At 53.4% G+C, this 14,757-nt stretch carries 14 protein-coding genes; 10 read left to right on the plus strand and 4 right to left on the minus strand.

Features of this window, described 5'->3' with window-relative positions; all coding sequences use genetic code 11:
• Nucleotides 1-25: 25 nt before the first annotated feature.
• Nucleotides 26-994, minus strand: coding sequence for a 23S rRNA pseudouridine(955/2504/2580) synthase RluC (gene rluC, locus ABIE29_RS17410; protein WP_429619920.1), 969 nt, complete (start codon nucleotides 992-994; stop codon nucleotides 26-28).
• 553 nt (nucleotides 995-1,547) lie between these two features.
• On the opposite strand from rluC, the gene rne reads away from it, so the two are divergent.
• From rne to ABIE29_RS17445, 7 genes are all read left to right on the plus strand, one after another.
• Nucleotides 1,548-4,856, plus strand: coding sequence for a ribonuclease E (rne, locus tag ABIE29_RS17415; RefSeq protein ID WP_429619921.1), 3,309 nt, complete (start codon nucleotides 1,548-1,550; stop codon nucleotides 4,854-4,856).
• 250 nt (nucleotides 4,857-5,106) lie between these two features.
• Nucleotides 5,107-6,156 (plus strand): dihydroorotase, encoded by a 1,050-nt coding sequence (gene pyrC, locus ABIE29_RS17420; RefSeq protein ID WP_429619922.1) that lies wholly within the window; start codon nucleotides 5,107-5,109, stop codon nucleotides 6,154-6,156.
• Between the two features lie 74 nt (nucleotides 6,157-6,230).
• Nucleotides 6,231-6,470, plus strand: coding sequence for a DNA damage-inducible protein I (gene dinI, locus ABIE29_RS17425; protein ID WP_021178315.1), 240 nt, complete (start codon nucleotides 6,231-6,233; stop codon nucleotides 6,468-6,470).
• A gap of 135 nt (nucleotides 6,471-6,605) precedes the next feature.
• Entirely contained in the window at nucleotides 6,606-6,896 is a 291-nt protein-coding gene (locus ABIE29_RS17430; RefSeq protein ID WP_429620012.1) for a hypothetical protein, read from the plus strand.
• Between the two features lie 225 nt (nucleotides 6,897-7,121).
• Nucleotides 7,122-7,376, plus strand: a complete 255-nt coding sequence (gene bssS / locus ABIE29_RS17435) for a biofilm formation regulator BssS (RefSeq protein WP_024485935.1) — start codon at nucleotides 7,122-7,124, stop codon at nucleotides 7,374-7,376.
• Nucleotides 7,377-7,521: 145 nt separating this feature from the next.
• Complete coding sequence (solA, locus tag ABIE29_RS17440; protein WP_429619923.1) at nucleotides 7,522-8,634, plus strand: N-methyl-L-tryptophan oxidase; 1,113 nt, start codon at nucleotides 7,522-7,524, stop codon at nucleotides 8,632-8,634.
• Between the two features lie 214 nt (nucleotides 8,635-8,848).
• Nucleotides 8,849-9,487 carry a response regulator transcription factor gene (locus tag ABIE29_RS17445; protein ID WP_429619924.1) on the plus strand — a complete coding sequence of 213 codons (639 nt, stop codon included), beginning with the start codon at nucleotides 8,849-8,851 and terminating at the stop codon, nucleotides 9,485-9,487.
• A 3-nt stretch (nucleotides 9,488-9,490) separates the two neighbouring features.
• On the opposite strand, the gene ABIE29_RS17450 is transcribed toward ABIE29_RS17445, so the two are convergent.
• Complete coding sequence (locus tag ABIE29_RS17450) at nucleotides 9,491-10,549, minus strand: AI-2E family transporter (RefSeq protein ID WP_429619925.1); 1,059 nt, start codon at nucleotides 10,547-10,549, stop codon at nucleotides 9,491-9,493.
• Nucleotides 10,550-10,977: 428 nt separating this feature from the next.
• On the opposite strand from ABIE29_RS17450, the gene ABIE29_RS17455 reads away from it, so the two are divergent.
• Entirely contained in the window at nucleotides 10,978-11,532 is a 555-nt protein-coding gene (locus tag ABIE29_RS17455; RefSeq protein WP_429619926.1) for a cytochrome b, read from the plus strand.
• Between the two features lie 26 nt (nucleotides 11,533-11,558).
• Nucleotides 11,559-12,137 carry a YceI family protein gene (locus ABIE29_RS17460; RefSeq protein WP_429619927.1) on the plus strand — a complete coding sequence of 193 codons (579 nt, stop codon included), beginning with the start codon at nucleotides 11,559-11,561 and terminating at the stop codon, nucleotides 12,135-12,137.
• Nucleotides 12,138-12,208: 71 nt separating this feature from the next.
• On the opposite strand, the gene ABIE29_RS17465 is transcribed toward ABIE29_RS17460, so the two are convergent.
• The gene (locus tag ABIE29_RS17465) at nucleotides 12,209-13,261 is read right to left on the minus strand and encodes a rhodanese-related sulfurtransferase (protein WP_024528532.1); all 1,053 of its coding nucleotides are present in this window, start codon (nucleotides 13,259-13,261) and stop codon (nucleotides 12,209-12,211) included.
• A 208-nt stretch (nucleotides 13,262-13,469) separates the two neighbouring features.
• Here ABIE29_RS17465 and ABIE29_RS17470 point away from each other — a divergent pair, with 208 nt between their 5' ends.
• Complete coding sequence (locus tag ABIE29_RS17470; protein ID WP_429619928.1) at nucleotides 13,470-14,567, plus strand: NADH:flavin oxidoreductase/NADH oxidase; 1,098 nt, start codon at nucleotides 13,470-13,472, stop codon at nucleotides 14,565-14,567.
• A 19-nt stretch (nucleotides 14,568-14,586) separates the two neighbouring features.
• Here ABIE29_RS17470 and ABIE29_RS17475 read toward each other — a convergent pair whose 3' ends face one another.
• A complete protein-coding gene (locus ABIE29_RS17475) occupies nucleotides 14,587-14,748 on the minus strand; it encodes a histidine kinase (RefSeq protein ID WP_429619929.1) in 162 nt (53 codons plus the stop codon).
• Between the last annotated feature and the right edge of the window lie 9 nt (nucleotides 14,749-14,757).

Below are 14,757 nucleotides of genomic sequence, written 5' to 3' on the forward strand. Positions count from 1 at the left end.
CCACAACTGCTCACTATGTCGGGGTTTATTTTTTTGCTGCGGCAGTCCGTTGCCGCAATACCTGCAGGCAATGACGTAGTTCGTCATCCATCGGCGCTTCGATGCGCATCGTTTCGCCGGTGGCAGGATGCTCAAAACGCAGCGCCGCTGCATGCAGGAACAGGCGCTTCAGGCCGGTGCCCGCCAATTGGCGATCGAACTCCCGGTCACCATAACGGTCATCAAAGGCGATCGGATGCCCGGCATGTAGGGTATGCACGCGGATTTGATGGGTACGCCCGGTGATCGGACTGGCCTTCACCAGCGTGGCATGTTCAAAGCGCTCTTCGATCTTGAAGCGGGTCTCCGAAGGTTTGCCTTCACTGTTGACGCGGACAATGCGCTCCCCGCTCTGCAAAATATTCTTCAGCAACGGTGCCTGCACCGTTTTGCAGTGCGACTGCCACTCGCCGCGCACCAACGCCATATAATCCTTCTGCATCCCCTTGAGGCGCAGCTGCTCGTGCAGCGAACGCAGCGCCGAACGCTTCTTGGCCACCATCAATACGCCGGAGGTATCGCGATCCAAACGGTGCACCAGCTCCAGAAAACGCGCTTCCGGCCGTAATGCCCGTAATCCTTCGATCACGCCAAAACTCAGGCCGCTACCGCCGTGCACCGCCGTCCCCGAAGGCTTGTTCAGCAGCAGCAGGTGATCGTCCTCATAAAGGATGCAATCCGCCAGGGCAGCAACTTTATCCAGCTTGGCGGAAACCGGCGCATCTTCACGCTCGGCGACCCGCACCGGAGGAATGCGCACCACGTCGCCCGCTGCCAGTTTATATTCAGCCTTGATGCGGCCTTTATTGACCCGCACCTCGCCTTTGCGCACGATGCGATAAATCATGCTCTTCGGCACGCCTTTCAGGCGGGCAAGCAAAAAATTGTCGATTCTCTGACCGGCTTCGTCGTCAGAAATCGTCACTAATTGTACTGCGGGAATGTTCGTTTTCATGGGGCGGGATTCTAAATAGAGCGAGTCAATAGCGCCACCTCTTTTTATGTGCTTAACTGTCTCTCAGACCGTGAAAGAAACGCCAGCGAACAATAAGGCAGCAAGCAAGGTTGATCGTTTGCGGTTTCGATCATAGTTAAGGAAAAGTCACCTTGCTATAAAGGTGCTTGCAATGGAATAATGCTGTAACTTTCCGTGCCGATCCCCTTGAAACGGGGAGAATTGCGGAATTATACGGTTTGTCTGGTTGCACAAAAACGCAGCAATGGCGTAAGACGTAATGTGAAATCAAACAATTAGCGGGCTGCGGGTTGCAGCTTGGCCGGCAAATGGAATCAGATCTGTCAACATAAATCAGAGGCTATTCCCTGAGTCAAAAGCGCTGTATTTCACAAAGAAATACAGGCTTACCGAGATAATGCGCCCCTATGCAGGCGACAACCGTGAGGTTGACGGCTCTGCGAGAAGACACGGGGTTTTCGGTTTAAACCTGGCCATGAGGTTATTTTGCCCGCAGCTTTGTCGATAATGTAAAAAAAACGAGTAAGTTAAGATGAAAAGAATGTTGATTAACGCAACTCAGCAGGAAGAGTTGCGTGTTGCCCTTGTAGATGGACAGCGGCTGTACGATCTGGATATTGAAAGCCCTGGCCATGAGCAGAAAAAAGCGAATATTTACAAAGGCAAAATCACTCGTATTGAACCTAGTCTCGAAGCCGCTTTTGTAGATTACGGCGCTGAACGACATGGTTTTCTCCCCCTGAAAGAAATCGCTCGCGAATACTTCCCAAGCAATTACTCTTCCCATGGTCGCCCAAACATCAAAGATGTGCTGCGTGAAGGCCAGGAAGTCATCGTGCAGGTTGATAAAGAAGAACGGGGCAATAAAGGCGCCGCCTTGACCACCTTCATCAGCCTGGCCGGTAGCTATCTGGTTCTGATGCCGAATAATCCGCGTGCCGGTGGTATTTCCCGCCGCATCGAAGGTGATGACCGTACCGAACTGAAAGAAGCACTCTCCTCGCTGCAATTGCCAGACGGCATGGGGCTGATTGTCCGCACCGCTGGCGTTGGCAAATCAGCCGACGCTCTGCAATGGGATCTGTCATTCCGCCTCAAGCATTGGGAAGCGATTAAAAAAGCCGCCGAAGGCCGCCCTGCTCCATTCCTGATCCACCAGGAAAGCAACGTTATCGTGCGAGCATTCCGCGACTACCTGCGCCCGGACATCGGTGAAATCCTGATCGACAACCCGAAGGTACTCGATCTGGCCAAAGAGCACATCGCTGCCCTGGGCCGCCCGGATTTCAGCAGCAAGATCAAATTGTACAGTGGCGAAATCCCGCTGTTCAGTCATTACCAGATCGAGTCGCAGATCGAATCCGCGTTCCAACGTGAAGTGCGTCTGCCTTCCGGTGGTTCCATCGTGATCGACACCACCGAAGCCTTGACCGCTATCGACATCAACTCCGCGCGTGCAACCCGCGGTGGCGACATCGAAGAAACCGCATTCAATACCAACCTGGAAGCCGCAGATGAAATTGCTCGCCAATTGCGCCTGCGCGACCTGGGTGGTCTGATCGTTATCGACTTTATCGATATGACCCCGGTTCGCCACCAGCGTGAAGTGGAAAACCGTCTGCGCGATGCCGTCCGCCAGGATCGTGCCCGCATTCAGATTGGCCGTATCTCTCGCTTCGGCCTGCTGGAAATGTCCCGTCAGCGTCTCAGTCCGTCACTGGGTGAATCCAGCCACCACGTGTGCCCGCGCTGTACCGGCACCGGCACCATCCGTGATAACGAATCGCTGGCGCTGTCTATTCTGCGCCTGATCGAAGAAGAAGCGCTGAAAGAGAACACCAAAGAAGTTCACGCCATCGTACCGGTTCAGGTTGCTTCCTACCTGCTGAACGAAAAACGTGATTCTGTCAGCGCGATCGAGAAGCGTCAGGGTGGCGTGAAAGCGGTCATCGTGCCAAACGATCAGATGCAGACTCCGCATTACTCCGTGCTGCGCGTACGTAAGGGTGAAGAGACACCAACCCTGAGCTACCTGCTGCCGAAGCTGCATGAAGAAGAAATGGCCCAGCCGCAGGATGATGCGCCAGTCGAGCGCAAACGCGAGCAACCGGCGCTGGCATCCTTCTCTCTGTCACAGGATGCTCCACCGCAGGAAGAAGAGTCTGTGGTTAGCAAGCCTGCCGTTGCCGCCAAACCGGCAGTTGCACCAGCCGCTGCTGCTGAAGCCAAACCTGGCCTGTTGAGCCGTCTGTTCGGTGGCCTGAAGTCACTGTTCGCCGGTGAAGAAACGCCAGTGGTTGAAGTTAAACCGGTCGCAGCCGAGAAAACGGAAGACAGCGACAACCGCCGTCAGGATCGTCGTGGCCAACGCCGCCAGGGTTCTGGCCGTAAAGGTGAACGTGGCGAGCGTAAAGATCGTGGCGAAGGGCGTGACAACCGTGACCGTGATAACCGTGAGCCACGTGAAAATCGCGAGCCGCGTGAACCACGTGAAAACCGTGACGACCAGCGCCGCAACAACCGCCGTAACGCACAACAGCAGACCGCGCCAGCGGTTGCCAATACCGAAGTGCAGACTGAAGAATCGGCCAAGGTACAGCGTGAAGATCAGCAACAGCGTCGTGATCAGCGTGCCGAGCGTCAACGCCGTCGTCAGGAAGAAAAACGCCAGGCACCGCAAGATGTCAAAGTGCCGGAAACTGCGGAAGTCGTCCTTGCCAGCAATAGCCATGACGAAGATGAAGACCGTCATCAGCAGCCTACGCAACGTCGTCAACGCCGTCCGCTCACGCAGAAAGTTCGCGTCCTGTCGGCGGAAGAAGAACTGCATCGCGCCGCTGAAGAGCTGTTAGCGCCTAAAGCGCCGGTCGCCAAGGTTGAAGAAAACCAGGCTCCGGTATTGGCTGAAAGCGTTAAGCTGTTGCCACAGACCATTGCGGACCAGTCCGAAGATGACGCGCAAACCGACAACCGGGGTAACGGTGAAAACGGCATGCCGCGTCGCTCTCGTCGTTCTCCACGCCATCTGCGCGTCAGTGGTCAGCGTCGTCGTCGCTATCGTGACGAGCGTTATCCGAACCTGTCGCCAATGCCGTTGGCCGGGGCGTTTGCCTCACCAGAGATGGCTTCAGGCAAAGTTTGGGTCAGCTATCCTGTGGCACAAGCAGCCGTCTACGTTGAACACGAAGAAGCTCAAGCTCCAGTGGCGGTAGAAACCGCAGCCGTGGCTGCTGCACCAGTGGCTGTTGAAGCTGCTCCTGTTCAGCCTGTAGTCAACGAAGCGCCAAGCGTAGTTGAAACCGCTCCGGCAGTGGCTGAATCTGTGGCAACACCGGTAGTTGAAGCCCCGGAAGAAACTGCACCTGTTGAAGCCGTAGCCGCTGCCGAACCAGCCGCTGTTGTGGTAGATGAAACCGTTGTCAGTGAAACCACTGCGGATGAGACGGTTGCTGATGTCATGGTGCAAGCTGAACCAGTTATCGCCGAACACGTGGTACCAGAGCCTGTAGTTGAAGAAACTGTAGTGGAAGCCGTTGTGGCCGCCCCTGCAGAAGCTGCTGTAACCGCAGAGCCGGAAGTCGTGTCAGCACAGCCGGAGGCTGCTCCAGCTCCTGTGCAGGCGGCCCCAGTAGCTGCACAACCGCAACCGACGCTCTACAAGCATATCGCTACCGCCCCGATGACCAAAGCGCCTGCGCCGGATTATCAGCCGGAAGCTGCGAAGACCAGCGAGTGGCAGCGCCCTTCCTTCAACTTTGATGGGAAAGGTTCTGCTGGCGGCCATGCAGCGGCTAATCAGGCCACTGCTCCGGCGACCAAACCGCAGCCGGTTAACGACTAAGTTAATCCCTGCCATACAAAACCCGCCATCCAGGCGGGTTTTTTCTTACCACTGAACACTCAGACCATCCTTTTCAGTTGCTTAATGTCCAATGCCGTAAGTTGCTCTGATCGCGTAAGCCAACTGATTTCAACTTGTCATTAACTAACAGATGCATCCAAAACGTTTTCCGCTTATCCTTTCACCCCGGCGTGAATAACCCAAAATTATTCGCTTTTATTAAGATTTTTGACCGCCGGAGCTCTGCACCATGACCGCACAACCCCAAGCCCTGAAAATCCGCCGCCCTGACGACTGGCATATCCATTTGCGTGACGACGACATGCTGAAAACGGTTCTGCCCTATACCAGTCAGGTGTTTGGCCGGGCGATTGTGATGCCGAATCTGGCCCCACCGATCACCACCGTTGCCGCAGCGCGAAGTTATCGTGAGCGTATTCTGGCAGCCCTCCCCGCAGAACATAACTTCACGCCGTTGATGACCTGCTACTTGACGGATTCACTGGCTGCGGCGGAGCTGGTCAACGGTTTTGCGCAAGGGGTGTTCACCGCCGCCAAGCTCTATCCTGCCAATGCCACCACCAACTCCAGTCACGGCGTGAGCGATGTGACCGGGATCTATCCTCTGCTTGAGCAAATGCAGAAGATCGGTATGCCGCTGCTGATCCATGGCGAAGTCACCGATGCCAGCGTGGATATCTTCGATCGCGAGGCTCGCTTTATCGACCAGGTAATGGAGCCGGTGCGTCGCCAGTTCCCGGAATTAAAAATCGTCTTCGAACATATCACCACCCGGGAAGCGGCTCAGTACGTGCAGGAAGGCAATCGTTTCCTTGGTGCCACCATTACGCCACAGCACCTGATGTTTAACCGCAACCACATGCTGGTAGGCGGGATCCGGCCACACCTGTTCTGCCTGCCGATCCTCAAGCGCAACATTCATCAGGAAGCGCTACGCAGCGCGGTTGCCAGCGGTTGTGAGCGCTTCTTCCTTGGTACCGACTCGGCACCTCATGCCAAACACCGTAAAGAGACCAGCTGTGGCTGTGCAGGGGTATTTAACGCCCCGAACGCGATGCCCGCCTACGCCACCGTATTTGAACAATTAGGCGCGCTGGAGCATCTGGAAGCCTTCAGCTCGCTGAATGGTCCCCGTTTCTACGGCTTGCCGGTTAACCAGGACTTTATCACGCTGCAACGCCAGCCGGTGACCCAGCCAGAGGAGATCGCTTTGGGTAATGAAGCCGTGGTGCCCTTCCTAGCCGGTGAGACCATCAACTGGTCAGTGACCGACTGCTAAATATTTTATTTCTGCACTTGCCTCCGGCGTTAGTTGACTGTATAAATATCCAGTAGACAGTTCCGGGGGCAATTATGCGTGTTGAAGTCACTATAGATAAAACCAAACCACTGCCGCCGGGGGCTATCGAAGCCCTGACCGGCGAATTCAGTAAACGGGTCAATCGCCAGTTTCCTGACACTACCGTACAGATCCGTTATGCCGGTGCCAATGGCCTTTCCGTCATGGGCGGTGCCAAAACAGATAAAGACCTGATCGAGGAGATACTCCAGGAAACCTGGGAAAGTGCCGACGATTGGTTCAGTGCAGAATAATTCTGCAATGTAGTTGTTGCCGGGGGTCGCTCTCCGGCTTTTTTGTTTCTGCCGTATCGCCGTTTTGTCTGGAAGAAACAGCACTTGTGGTCTGTAATGATTAGACGACTTATGGTGCAGCTAAAGGTGAAAACAATGGTTCCGGATAAAGACAAACCCAAAGACAAACCCGAAGAAGCGATGACCTTTGGCGAGTTGCTGGCCTTGATCGCCGATCAAAAACGGCGGCTGAGCGTGCTCGAAGTCGCTTTCTCTTATTTGTCTTTTGGCTTGAATGACAAAGCCAACCAGTTGCTGATCCACAGCCTGAAACTGGAAGCACAAAATCAGAACCGCGATCCTGAAATGCAAAAGCATTTCGCCCATCTGGCGGCCGAATTGGAAAGCCATGCGCACGTGCAACCTGCCTCTGCAGCCGAAGAGTAATATTGCCCGGGCGCAGCATAGCGACTCCTACCGTTTGCCAGCAGCGCCAATTAGTTACTCCGCTAGCCGATTAATTGCGCAAACAAATATTTATTTGCAATAAACCGCAGGAAAACCCCCCACGCCAGATCCTGAATGCGTATACTGTAAAAGCTCACCATGAAGGTGAGACACATTGATCCTCGTTAGTAACTCCAGCTAGTCACTACTTGATAAGGGGTCTTTATGGACAGAAATGATGAAGTAATACAGACACATCCGCTTGTTGGCTGGGATATCAGTACCGTCGATGTTTATGATGCCATGATGATTCGCCTTCATTACCTGTCTTCACTAGACCAAACAGCCGAAGAAGCGCAAGTGGATCGGACTCTTTGGCTAACCACAGACGTTGCTCGCCAATTGATCAATATTTTAGAGGCTGGCATCGCCAAGATAGAATCTACGGATTATTTAGACCTTGATCGAAGAAAACATTAACCCATTCACCCTCAACCACTAAGGCGTCGGCAATTAACCGGCGCCTTTTCTTTTGTACCATCCCGCATTGGTTCCTGGTGCATTACCGCCGCCAAACTCTTATCATATCCGCCATCAGCGACACATCAAAGAAAGGACATGGCACGTGGAATATGACTTGATCATCGTGGGCAGCGGCTCGGTTGGGGCTGCTGCAGGCTATTATGCGACAACCGCAGGCCTTAAGGTCTTAATGATCGACAGCGCTTTCCCCCCGCATCGTCAGGGCAGTCACCACGGCGATACCCGCATCATCCGCCATGCCTACGGCGAGGGCGAAAAATATGTGCCTTTTCTGCTGCGTGCCCAGGCGCTGTGGAACGGATTAGAGCAGAAAAGCGGCGACAAGCTGTTTCACCCTTGCGGCGTGCTCACCCTGGGGCCACAGGAGAGTGAATTTGTCACCACGGCACAGCGCAGTGCCAAAAACTTTAACCTTAATACCCAGTTACTGAGCGCCGAACAGATCCAACAACGCTGGCAAGAGTTCACTGCGCCAGCGGGTTATGTCGGCCTGTTCGAACCGGATGCAGGAATACTGCGTGCGGAACCGATCGTTGCCAGCTACATCAGATTGGCCAGAGAAGCGGGCTGTGCCCAACTGTTTAATTGCCCGGTAACCGCCATCGAGCCAATCGAGCAAGGAGTTGAGGTCATTACTCCAGAGGGGCGCTACCAAGGACGTAAAACCGTGGTCTGCGCGGGAACCTGGGTCAAAAATCTGTTACCACAGCTTCCAGTTTCACCGGTACGCAAGGTGTTTTCCTGGTATCAGGCCGATGGCCGTTACAGCGAAAACAACCGTTTTCCGGCTTTCACCGTTGAAGCACAAGACGGCTGCCACTACTACGGTTTCCCATCCGAAAATGACGGCTTAAAGGTCGGTAAACACGATGGAGGACAACCTATGGAGACAGCAGATCAGCGTAAGCCGTTCGGTTCCCTGGCCAGCGACGGTACCGAAGTATTCGGTTTTCTGCGCCACTTCCTGCCGGGGCTTGGCGTCTGTCTGCACGGTGAAGCCTGTAGCTATGATATGAGCCCGGATGAAGACTTTATCATCGACACCCTGCCAGACTGCCAACGGTTGATGGTGATCACCGGCCTGAGTGGCCACGGCTTTAAGTTTGCCAGCGTACTGGGTGAAATCGCCGCGCTGTTTGCGCAGGATAAGCCTTCTCCCCTAGACATCACCCCATTCAGCCTACGGCGTTTCTGAGCGTTTAATCCCCTGTTCGTACTACTCTGACCAACGGCAGGGGAAAAATTCAGCGAAAAAACACCCAACACACTGATATTATTATAAAATATTTTATAGACGGAAATATCGTCCTATAGACACTGGATTTCCGAATTGATCCCACAACCGGGTAAAGCCTATTTTACATAATTAGGCTTTAAGCCCGTTTTGTATATTCAACAAGGACGTCACCATGAAACTACTCGTTGTGGACGAATGCTGTTTCACTCGTGTTGGGATCGCCAACTATTTTACTGACAACGTGTTTGCGTCTGTAAAGTGCTGCCCAGACATCGACACCGCGCTCTCTCTACTGGCCAGTTTCAAACCAAACCATATTTTGGTGAATCTGACCAACTACTGCCGCTGCACGACAGATAATCAGCTGCTTTCAGCGTTTATCACGGCAGCCTGGCGTGCAACTGTACATATTTATCTGGATGTTCCTTATCCCTACAGTGAAATCCCGCTGCGCATCGCCAGCAATACTTTTTTATTCAACAAAGCCGTGCTACCCATTGCGCTAAAAACGCTAAGTAAAAACCCAAGTGTGTTAATGAAGGATCAAGAAGCTCATTCGCTTTTCAGCCCGCAAGAATTGACGGTATTGCGCTATTGGATGTCCGAAATGCCGAATTATCGCATCGCCAGGAAATTACAGATCAGCGCCCATACGGTGTATGTGCATAAACGTCATATCACCGAGAAAATCAACGTACGTAACCGGCTGGAATTTTATTCACTGTATAACATACTGCGCTATTTCTATCCGCCAGAACCTACTTTTAAACCAGTGGTTTCGGCTTCGTTAGAACTGCAGGCCGCCGTTTAAGCCTCACTTCGGCGTGATTTCGTTTATTTGACGCCCATCACCGAGGAGCATGGCCACCTTGCGCCCTCCATCCATGGTTTCCAACGTGATGCGCGCAATAATGGTCAAGGGGACCGAAAGCAGCATCCCCACTGGCCCCATCAGCCAGCCCCAGAAGATCAGGGAAAGGAACACTACCAGCGTAGAAAGCCCTAGCCCTCGGCCCATGATCCGCGGTTCCAGCATATTACCGATGATCAGGTTGATCAGAATATAGCCCGCAGCCACCACAGCCGCATCGGCAAAGCCGTTAAACAGCAAAGCCTGGATCAATGGTGGAATAGCAGCAATGAACGAGCCGATATTGGGCACATAGTTGAACATGAACGCCATCATGCCCCAGATAAAGGCAAAGCGAACGCCAACCCAGCTCAGAAAGCCCCAGACGATCAGGCCAGTTGCCAGGCTGATGGCGGTCTTGATCACCAGATAGTGCGTAACCCCCTGCAAGGCCCGGTGGATAGTGGCCATTCCTTCGGTGGGATTATCCAGCGCCTGCTGCAGCTTAAAGGGCAATACTTTCACCTCAAACAACATAAAGACCACCGTCATCAATAACAGGAAGATGCTGGTCATCGCCCCGGAAAGTTGTCCCAGCAGGCGGGTCACCAAGTTCATGGTGGCACCAGGATCGACATATTTGACCACCGCATCTGCCGAGAAGGTAATATCCAGATTGAAGCGTTGCGCCTGGTCTTGCAGTTCACTCAGTTTCTCCAGCATCATGCCCCGATACTGCGGCAAGGAGCGAGCAAACTCATTTAATGAAGCCCCCAGCATGCCGACCAAGGTCAGCAACAGCACGACGATGGCAATCACCAACAGCGTCACCCCCAACCCTCTGGGCACCCGAAACCGTTCCAGTAGCAACACCAACGGGTTTAACACGATGGCCAAGAACACCGCCAGCAGGAATGGCACCACAATATCTGCCGCCGCCTTTATGCCAGCCAGGATCACCACCAGCATGGCCAGCATCATGATCAAGCGTAGCTTGCGGTCATTAAACTCGGGTATGCCCATGAAATTTCCTTGTGTGATACAGGCCCACCTGAGCCTTTGATAAATACATGTTAGCAAACTATTCCTTGCTGTCGCAGGCATATTGCCCACAAGCTGCTGAAGGAATTAAATTAATCCCGGTTGGCTGGTCGAGTGAATAATAGCCGCTAGTCGTTATTCAGTTATTTTCCAGTTTTCTTCTCGATATTTACGAAACATGACAAAAGCTGACAATAAGGAATAAAATCGATAAATTTCAAGTTGCCTGAGCTTTGCCAATATAGCCCAAAAAACGCCCTTTTCAACGATTCCTTTGACCAACTTTCCGCAACTCAAACAAATCTACTGATTAATATTTTTATGAAGTAACATAGTTAAATTTATTATTGATTTATGTTTCCTAAAGTTTAAGTATTGCTGCCGGTAAATGCGTTTTGTAAGGAAAACTGATGCTCTGGAAAAATACCGCCGACCGCTTTGGTCACGTTTCTGTGCTGATCCACTGGCTGGTGGCGCTGGCCGTTTACGGCATGTTCGCCCTCGGATTATGGATGGTGACGCTGGGTTACTACGACGTTTGGTATCACCAGGCGCCGGAGATCCACAAAAGTATTGGCACGCTGCTGTTTATCGTCATGGTGGTACGAGTGGTTTGGCGCTTTATCTCGCCGCCGCCCAAGCCTCTGGCCAGTTATAGCCGTCTTACTCATATCAGTGCCGTGCTCGCCCATATCGCACTTTATACCGTGCTGTTCGCCATCCTGATCAGCGGTTACCTGATCTCTACCGCCGATGGTCAGGCAATCAGCGTGTTTGGCTGGTTTGACGTACCGGCCACCGTGACCGGTTTGCCACAGCAAGCCGATACCGCCGGGACTATCCATCTTTATCTGGCTTGGGCCGTCGTCGTACTTTCGGTACTGCACGCCCTGGCTGCGCTTAAACATCACTTTATTGATGGTGATGTTACTTTGAAACGGATGCTGGGTCGCAGCACCGATTAACCTTTTGGATTTATGGAGATATTGCTATGTTGAAGAAAACCGTTTTAGGCTTGGCCGCGGGCGCTCTGCTGTTAAACGCCGGTTCCGCTCTGGCTGCCAATTATAAAATTGACAAACAAGGCCAGCACGCCTTTATCGAATTCCGCATCCAGCACCTGGGTTACAGCTGGATTTACGGCACTTTCAAAGATTTTGACGGTGGCTTTACCTTCGATGAAAAAGACCCGGCTAACGATAAAGTCAACGTAACCATCAACACCGCCAGCGTAGACACCAACCACGCCGAGCGAGATAAACACCTGCGTAGCGCCGAGTTCTTGAACGTCGAAAAGAACAAGCAGGCCACCTTTACCTCTACCGAAGTGAAAAAAGACGGTGAAGGGTATGCCGTAGTCGGCAACCTGACGTTGAACGGCGTGACCAAGCCGGTCACGCTGGCAGCCAAACTGGTCGGCGAAGGTAAGGATCCTTGGGGCGGTTACCGCGCCGGTTTCGAAGCCAACGGTAAAATCAAGCTGAAAGACTTTGGCATCACCACCGACCTCGGCCCGGCTTCTCAGGAAGTTGAGCTGATCATCTCGGTCGAAGGCGTTCGCGAGAAGTAATACATGCTTTATACAACAAGGGCGCTGAATTTCAGCGCCCTTGTTTCTATTTCTATCCTACGAGCAACACCCTACTCTTTCGGTTCTGGGATATGCATGGTAGTTTGCAACAACCCTTTGGACTTATTGAAGATTTTCACGCCATTCTCGCGGCCAGCCCGGCGGGCTCGCTGTTCCTCACGCGGTAATTTCAGCTCTTCACGGCAGGTCTCGCTGCAACAGCCAGCAAACTTCTCGGCACAGCTTGGGCACTGGATAAACAGCAGATGACAGCCGTCGTTCAGGCAGTTGGTATGAGTATCGCATGGCGCACCGCACTGATGGCAGTTGGCGATCACGTCTTCTGAGATACGTTCCCCCATGCGCTCGTCAAACACAAAGTTTTTGCCGATGAACTTCAGAGGCAGCCCTTGCGCCTTCGCCTGGCGGGCATATTCGATAATACCGCCTTCCACGTGATAGACGTTTTTGAAGCCATTATGCAGCATATAGGCGCTGGCTTTCTCACAACGGATCCCACCGGTACAGTACATGACAATATTTTTGTCTTTCTGCTCCTGTAGCATCTCCACCGCCATCGGTAGCTGATCGCGGAAGGTGTCGGAAGGCACTTCGATCGCCTTCTCAAAGTGCCCGACCTCATACTCATAATGGTTACGCATATCAACGAACACCGTATTCGGATCGTCAATCATCTGGTTAACGCGATCGGCCTGCAGATACTCACCCACATTGGCAGGGTTGAAGGTCTCATCTTCAATCCCGTCGGCAACAATACGTTCACGCACTTTCAGGCGCAGTACCCAGAAGGATTTGCCATCGTCTTCCAGCGCAATATTCAGGCGTACCTGATCCAGAGCCGGGTGCGAAGCAAACAGCACGGTTTTGAACGCGTCAAAGTGACTCTGCGGCACGCTGATCTGCGCATTGATGCCCTCTTTAGCCACGTAGATACGGCCAAACACCTTCAGTTTATCGAACTGAATATACAGGCTATCGCGAAATGCCTTGGGATCGTCAATGGTGAAATATTTATAAAAAGAAACTGTGGTGCGTGGCTCGGTTTCGGCCAGCATACGCGCCTTCAGTTCCTCATTAGAAATTCGGTTATGTAACACTGGCATGGTGTACTTTCCTGTCTTTCGGGAGGTGACTGATTGAGTACCCACGGGCCGTTAGCCCGCGTGCGGCGCACATCATACCCGAAAATAGACCGCAACACAGCATTAACCCAGCGGCAATGATTTCCGCACAAAGCTTGACGTTATTGGCAAATACCGATAAGCCTAGTGCAAGTCGTAGCAACGAATTTTGACGGACCATGAGGAAATTATGAGCCAGCTGTTTACTCCGATCACCCTGGGGCTACTGCGGTTACCTAACCGTATCATTATCGCCCCCATGTGCCAGTACTCCGCCGACAACGGCAAAGCCACCGAATGGCATACGATGCACCTCGGCCATCTGTCCCTTTCCGGAGCGGGTTTGCTGATTGTGGAAGCCACTGCGGTTTCACCGGAAGGGCGTATTTCTCCGGGGGATCTTGGCCTGTGGGACGACGCTACCGAACAGGCACTTGCCGACGTGGTCCAGGCGGTAAAAAAACACGCCACCATGCCTTTGGGGATCCAACTGGGGCATGCTGGCCGCAAAGCTTCTTGCGCCCTTCCCTGGCAAGGCGGTGCACAGTTGGCCAAAAGCGAGGGTGGCTGGCAAACGCTCTCTGCCTCTGCCCAGCCCTTTAACCCTCTGGATGAGGCTCCACAGGCCATGAGCCTGGAGCAAATTGAGCAGTTGAAGGCACAGTTTGTCGCAGCGGCACGGCGCGCCGACCGTCTCGGCTTCGATCTGCTCGAACTACACGGGGCGCATGGCTACCTGCTGCACCAATTCCTCTCGCCACTGGCCAATCAGCGTACCGATCACTACGGCGGATGCCTGCAAAACCGTATGCGGTTGTTGCTGGAGATTTTCAGCGAGGTACGGGCGGTATTCCCGGCCAACAAAGCGCTTGGCGTGCGGATCTCCGCCAGTGACTGGGTCGAAGGAGGCTGGGACGAACAACAATCTGTTGAACTGACCAGCGCTTTAAAGGAATTGGGCTGCGATTACATTCATATTTCCAGCGGCGGCCTGTCGCCGCAGCAAAAAATCCCGGTGGGGCCGAACTACCAGGTGCCGTTTGCCGAAACCATCAAACATAAAGTGGGGATGCCAACCATCGCCGTAGGGTTGATCACCGAACCAGAGCAAGCAGAAGCGATCGTCGCCACCGGTCAGGCCGATATGGTCGCGCTAGCGCGCGGTATTCTCTATAACCCCCGCTGGCCGTGGCACGCTGCCGCAAAACTGGGGGCCAAGGTACAGGCTCCGCCACAGTATTGGCGCTCAGAGCCACACCGGGTAAAAGGATTGTTCAAAGACCATTAACAGGACCTCAAGCGGGTGTTTAGCGCCCGCTTGACCATTCCGTCACCCCAGAAATAACCGCCCCAGCCAGCAGCCCAGTTCCCGCGACAGCCAGCAAAGGGCTGGACTGCAAATAGGCCCCAAGGCAACCGAGCAGCCCACCTATCACCAACAGCCCGGCACTTAACCATGACGCCAACATAGTTACCTC

The sequence above is a fragment of the Serratia sp. 2723 genome, assembly GCF_050434425.1.
Taxonomy (GTDB): Bacteria; Pseudomonadota; Gammaproteobacteria; order Enterobacterales; family Enterobacteriaceae; genus Chania.

What these genes read in the sequence shown, in the direction of transcription:
- rluC (WP_429619920.1), bottom strand. Translation starts at nt 994, where the DNA reads ATGAAAACGAACATTCCCGCAGTACAATTAGTGACGATTTCTGACGAC.
- rne (WP_429619921.1), top strand. Translation starts at nt 1,548, where the DNA reads ATGAAAAGAATGTTGATTAACGCAACTCAGCAGGAAGAGTTGCGTGTT.
- pyrC (WP_429619922.1), top strand. Translation starts at nt 5,107, where the DNA reads ATGACCGCACAACCCCAAGCCCTGAAAATCCGCCGCCCTGACGACTGG.
- dinI (WP_021178315.1), top strand. Translation starts at nt 6,231, where the DNA reads ATGCGTGTTGAAGTCACTATAGATAAAACCAAACCACTGCCGCCGGGG.
- ABIE29_RS17430 (WP_429620012.1), top strand. Translation starts at nt 6,606, where the DNA reads ATGGTTCCGGATAAAGACAAACCCAAAGACAAACCCGAAGAAGCGATG.
- bssS (WP_024485935.1), top strand. Translation starts at nt 7,122, where the DNA reads ATGGACAGAAATGATGAAGTAATACAGACACATCCGCTTGTTGGCTGG.
- ABIE29_RS17445 (WP_429619924.1), top strand. Translation starts at nt 8,849, where the DNA reads ATGAAACTACTCGTTGTGGACGAATGCTGTTTCACTCGTGTTGGGATC.
- ABIE29_RS17450 (WP_429619925.1), bottom strand. Translation starts at nt 10,549, where the DNA reads ATGGGCATACCCGAGTTTAATGACCGCAAGCTACGCTTGATCATGATG.
- ABIE29_RS17455 (WP_429619926.1), top strand. Translation starts at nt 10,978, where the DNA reads ATGCTCTGGAAAAATACCGCCGACCGCTTTGGTCACGTTTCTGTGCTG.
- ABIE29_RS17460 (WP_429619927.1), top strand. Translation starts at nt 11,559, where the DNA reads ATGTTGAAGAAAACCGTTTTAGGCTTGGCCGCGGGCGCTCTGCTGTTA.
- ABIE29_RS17465 (WP_024528532.1), bottom strand. Translation starts at nt 13,261, where the DNA reads ATGCCAGTGTTACATAACCGAATTTCTAATGAGGAACTGAAGGCGCGT.
- ABIE29_RS17470 (WP_429619928.1), top strand. Translation starts at nt 13,470, where the DNA reads ATGAGCCAGCTGTTTACTCCGATCACCCTGGGGCTACTGCGGTTACCT.
- ABIE29_RS17475 (WP_429619929.1), bottom strand. Translation starts at nt 14,748, where the DNA reads ATGTTGGCGTCATGGTTAAGTGCCGGGCTGTTGGTGATAGGTGGGCTG.